The organism is Mesorhizobium sp. M8A.F.Ca.ET.021.01.1.1, from assembly GCF_003998025.1.
Lineage (GTDB): Bacteria > Pseudomonadota > Alphaproteobacteria > Rhizobiales > Rhizobiaceae > Mesorhizobium.
Window position 1 is genome coordinate 1 of record NZ_RZSJ01000534.1, and the last position, 4,280, is coordinate 4,280.

Sequence of the window (4,280 nt, forward strand, 5' to 3'; positions counted from 1 at the left end):
GGGGAAACCTCAACCAAACCGAAGGAGACAAATCATGCAGCTTGCCCATATCCCAATTGATCGGTTGAACATTTCCGCACTCAACATGCGCCACGGCAAACGCGCGCCGGATATCTCCGATATCCTGCCGTCCGTTCGCGCGCGCGGCGTCCTCGTGCCGCTTCTGGTGCGGCCCAACGGTTCGCCCGAAACCTTCGAGATCGTCGCCGGACGGCGACGCTATTTCGCCGCCAAATCGCTCGCCGACGAGCGCGGCGAAAGCGATGCCTTGCCCTGCGCCATCATGGAGGATGGCGACGACGCCGATGCGCTCGAAGCCTCGCTCATCGAAAACATCGCCCGCCTCGATCCCGACGAAGTCTCGCAATGGGAAACCTTCTCCCGTCTGATCCGCGAAGGCCGCGCCATTGCCGACATCGCAGCCACCTTCGGCCTCACCGAGCTTCAGGTGAAACGCGTTCTGGCGCTCGGCGAGCTTCTGCCCAAAATTCGCGAAGCCTACCGCCGCGAGGAAATTGACGCCGAGACGGCGCGCTATCTCACCATGGCGTCCAAAGCGCAGCAGAAGGACTGGCTGGCGCTTTATGCCGATCCCGAACAATACGCGCCGCGCGGCTTCCAGTTGAAGCAATGGCTGTTCGGCGGCCAGTCGATCTCCACCAAGGTGGCGCTGTTCGCCATAGAGGACTATCCCGGCCTCATCGTCTCCGACCTGTTCGGCGAGGACAGCTATTTTGCCGATGCCGACCTGTTCTGGCTAAAGCAGAACGAGGCGATTGCCGCCCGACGCGACGCCTATCTTGAGGCCGGATGGGCGCAAGTGAACGTGCTCGAACCCGGCCAGTATTTCCACTCATGGGACCACGAAAAGACGCCGAAGAAAAAGGGCGGCAAGGTCGTCATTACCGTCTCGCATCGCGGCGAGGTCGAGTGTCACGAGGGCTGGCTGTCGCGCAAGGAAGCGCGCCGCGCCCGCGCCAATGAAGGGGGCGGCGAGCAGGAAGAACAGGTCGCAAAGCCGTCACGACCTGAACTCACCGGACCGATGCAGAACTATGTCGACCTGCACCGTCATGCCGCCGTGCGCACCGCGTTGCTCGACCATCCCGCCATTGCCCTGCGCCTCATGGTGGCGCATGCGATTGCCGGTTCAAGCCTGTGGCAGGTGCGCTGCGAGCCGCAGCGCGCCGCCAACGAGACGGTCGGCGCCAGCGTGGCGGCCTGCAAGGCCGAAGCCGCCTTTGCCGAAAAGCGGCGCGAGGTTTTGGCGCTGCTCGGGCAACCGGACGAGGACGGCGCGGTCGCAGGCGGCAATGGCGACGCCTTCGCCCTCGCCAGCGTCTTAGCAAAGCTGGTGGCGCTCTCCGACGACGATGTCTTGCGCGTTCTCGCCATCGTCATGGCCGAGACGCTCGAAGCCGGCAGCGCCGTCATCGAGGCGCTCGGCAATCATCTGAATGTCGACATGTCCGCTTGCTGGCAGGCCGACGACGCGTTTTTCGAGTTGTTGCGCGACAGGGAAATCGCCAATCTGATGCTCGCCGATATCGGCGGCAAGCCTGTCGCCGACGGCAATGTTTCGGAGAAGGTGAAGACGCAAAAGAAGATCATCCGCGACTTTCTCGCGGGCGAGAACGGCAGGGAAAAAGTCGACGCCTGGCTGCCGCGCTGGATGAAATTCCCTGCCCAAAGCTACACCAATCGCGGCGGCTTCCGCACCGCCGACCAGTGGGCCAAGGTACGGCACCTGTTCGTGTCGGAATAATCGACCAAGCCCCAGGCGGCGGCACTTCGAGAGCCGCCGCTTGGGGCACCTTCTCGGGCGGTACCGGCCGCACTTTTGGGACTTTTCGGTGCGCACCGTACGCGCAATCTCGACGTCAGTTCGATGCATCTCGCCAGCCCTGCGCCACGTGGGAATGCTCGCAGAGGCGCATCTCGGATAAGCACGTCCCCGCTGGCTGCGGTGTCTGAAGCCGTGCCAAGCTCGGTACCCGCCGCGCCGCCTGCTTGCCGTGTCAGCCGATCGCGCAACTGTCTCCCAAGCGTGTTTTAGGACCATTTCCCTGCGGCTGGCTTGTCGACCTATGGGCGATCCGGCCCGCCCGAAACCCTCGGCCGGCGGCTTTTTTCCCCGCCGCCTGCGGCGGCTCCTCGCGCCGCTTCGCTTCAAAACAGCCGCCCGCTCGGGTCCTTCGCTGCCGCTGCGGCCCTATCGGGTTCAGGCGGGCCGGATGCGCCCATCACGGTCCGCCATCGCAGGGGAATGGTCCCCGGCGACAGCAAAACAGGAGACCAACATGACCGCGATCGGATACGTCACCAAGCAGGACAATGGCGGCTACAAGGGCCAGCTCAAGACGCTCAGCGTCCGCGCCGACATCGACATCGTGCCCAACCAGGCCAAGAGCGCCGACACCCATCCCGACTTCCGGGTGCTGACCCAAGGCGTCGAAGTCGGCGCCGGCTGGATCCGCATCGGCGAGGCTTCCGGCAAGGACTATGTGAGCCTCTCCATCGCCGCCCCGGAGTTCGGCCCGCGCAAGCTCTACGCCAATCTCGGCCGCGCCGCCGGCCAGGACGATGACGACACCTACGCCATTATCTGGAATCCCGTCGACTGAACGGCGGACACTGGAGCCTCGCGCCGCAGCCGGCGCGGGGCTCACCTCAAAAAAAGCGGCGAAAACTCGCCCCCGACTCTTCGCCCGTCCCCGACGCGATCCCGCTCGCCCATCCTCGCCGTCGCTTCTCCTTGAAGACACGAGGATCATCATGGACGACGAAAACGAACGCGCCGCCCGCGCCAAGAAGGGCAGCCCGTTTCTGAACACAGCGCAAGCCGCCTTCTATATCGGGCTCTCCCAACGCACGCTCGAAAAGATGCGGCTCAAGGGCGGCGGCCCGAAATTCCGCAAGCACGGCCGCTATGTCCGCTATCACATCGACGAGCTCGACGAATGGTCGAAAGGCCATCCCCAGGACGCTACTTCCGAGCACGGTTCCGCGCCGTCCGACGAGGGAGGCCAGTCGTGAACCGGAGCCCTTCCATCCGTCTGATCGGCAGCGCCTTGCGGCGCGTTCGCGCCCGCAAGACGATCGCCATTGCCGCGATTGGCCTCGGCCTTCTGGGCTTCACCACGCTCGCAAAACCCACGCCCTTGCTGGTCTGGAACGCCTCCGCCAGTGCGCCGGTCGGGCTTTATCGAGTCGCTGCCGGAGCCCCCGCGCGCGACGATCTCGTGCTCGTCCGCACGCCCGATTTCGTGGCCTATCTCGCCGACCAACGCGGCTATCTGCCCCGCAGTATACCGCTGGTTAAACGCCTTGCCGCGCTGCCCGGCGAGCATGTCTGCGCCTTCCACGACGCGATCATCATCGGCGGCGACATCGTCGCGCGCCGGCTCAAGGTCGACGCCAAGGGCCGAACTTTGCCCCTGGTGGAATGGCTGCCGGGCGCTCGGCCATAACGAGGTGTTCCTGCTCGGCAGTGAGACAAATCACTCCTTCGATAGTCGCTATTTCGGGCCGGTGTCGGCCGAAAATGTCATCGGGAGGCTCGTGCCGCTATGGACCGAGTGACCCTCCTGCTGTTCGGCGTGCTCGCTATCGCGCCATGCGCCTGTTCCGCCTCGACCGGCGCCGAGCCGGTCGCCATCTCCCAAACTCCGCAGCTGCGAAACTGGCAGGAGTTCGTGGCGGAAGCGAGCCGGCGTTTTCGTCTTCCCAAGGCCTGGATCTACGCCGTCATGGATGCCGAAAGCGGCGGCAACACGATGCGCGATGGCCACCCCATCACCTCGAGCGCCGGCGCGGTCGGCCTCATGCAGGTGATGCCCGGCACCTATGCGGAGATGCGGGTCGAACACGGCCTTGGGCCTGATCCGCACGATCCGCGCGACAATATTCTCGCCGGAACAGCCTATCTGCGCGCCATGTATGACCGCTTCGGATTTCCAGGCCTGTTTGCCGCCTACAACGCAGGCCCCGCGCGCTACGACGACCATTTGCAGCATGGAAAACTCCTGCCAAGGGAGACCGTCGACTATCTCAAACAGCTCAAGGCGGCCGGAGTTTCAGGCGACGACATCGACAAGTCCAACGGCAAATCTGTCGCTCCAAAGGCGCAAAACGCTCCCTCCGGACGGTCGCTGTTCTTCCTCCAGGATGGTATTCGCGCCCGCGCGCGAAACGCGGATCTCTTCGTCCCGCTCGGCAAGGAAGGCGGGCTGCCGAAAGAGCCGGATCACTAGCGGTGGCGGGCGGGGCGCGTCCAGAGG

The 4,280-nt window shown here is 64.6% G+C and carries 5 protein-coding genes; all 5 read left to right on the plus strand.

The genetic code is table 11. The features are described from left to right. Nucleotides 1-34 precede the first annotated feature (34 nt). Nucleotides 35-1,765: a ParB/RepB/Spo0J family partition protein gene (locus EOA36_RS29110; protein WP_127229475.1), complete on the plus strand. Its 1,731-nt coding sequence runs from the start codon at nucleotides 35-37 to the stop codon at nucleotides 1,763-1,765. 535 nt (nucleotides 1,766-2,300) lie between these two features. Continuing rightward, nucleotides 2,301-2,624 (plus strand): DUF736 domain-containing protein, encoded by a 324-nt coding sequence (locus tag EOA36_RS29115; RefSeq protein WP_126101826.1) that lies wholly within the window; start codon nucleotides 2,301-2,303, stop codon nucleotides 2,622-2,624. A gap of 151 nt (nucleotides 2,625-2,775) precedes the next feature. Then, nucleotides 2,776-3,036 (plus strand): helix-turn-helix domain-containing protein, encoded by a 261-nt coding sequence (locus EOA36_RS29120; protein ID WP_126101825.1) that lies wholly within the window; start codon nucleotides 2,776-2,778, stop codon nucleotides 3,034-3,036. Beyond that, nucleotides 3,033-3,470, plus strand: a complete 438-nt coding sequence (locus EOA36_RS29125; RefSeq protein ID WP_245464504.1) for a S26 family signal peptidase — start codon at nucleotides 3,033-3,035, stop codon at nucleotides 3,468-3,470. The genes EOA36_RS29120 and EOA36_RS29125 overlap by 4 nt, the downstream gene beginning before the upstream one ends. A 99-nt stretch (nucleotides 3,471-3,569) precedes the next feature. Then, nucleotides 3,570-4,253, plus strand: a complete 684-nt coding sequence (locus tag EOA36_RS29130) for a lytic transglycosylase domain-containing protein (RefSeq protein ID WP_126101823.1) — start codon at nucleotides 3,570-3,572, stop codon at nucleotides 4,251-4,253. Nucleotides 4,254-4,280 lie beyond the last annotated feature (27 nt).

Coding starts and splice junctions, on each gene's coding strand:
- EOA36_RS29115 (WP_126101826.1), top strand. CDS start 2,301: ATGACCGCGATCGGATACGTCACCAAGCAGGACAATGGCGGCTACAAG.
- EOA36_RS29120 (WP_126101825.1), top strand. CDS start 2,776: ATGGACGACGAAAACGAACGCGCCGCCCGCGCCAAGAAGGGCAGCCCG.
- EOA36_RS29130 (WP_126101823.1), top strand. CDS start 3,570: ATGGACCGAGTGACCCTCCTGCTGTTCGGCGTGCTCGCTATCGCGCCA.
- EOA36_RS29110 (WP_127229475.1), top strand. CDS start 35: ATGCAGCTTGCCCATATCCCAATTGATCGGTTGAACATTTCCGCACTC.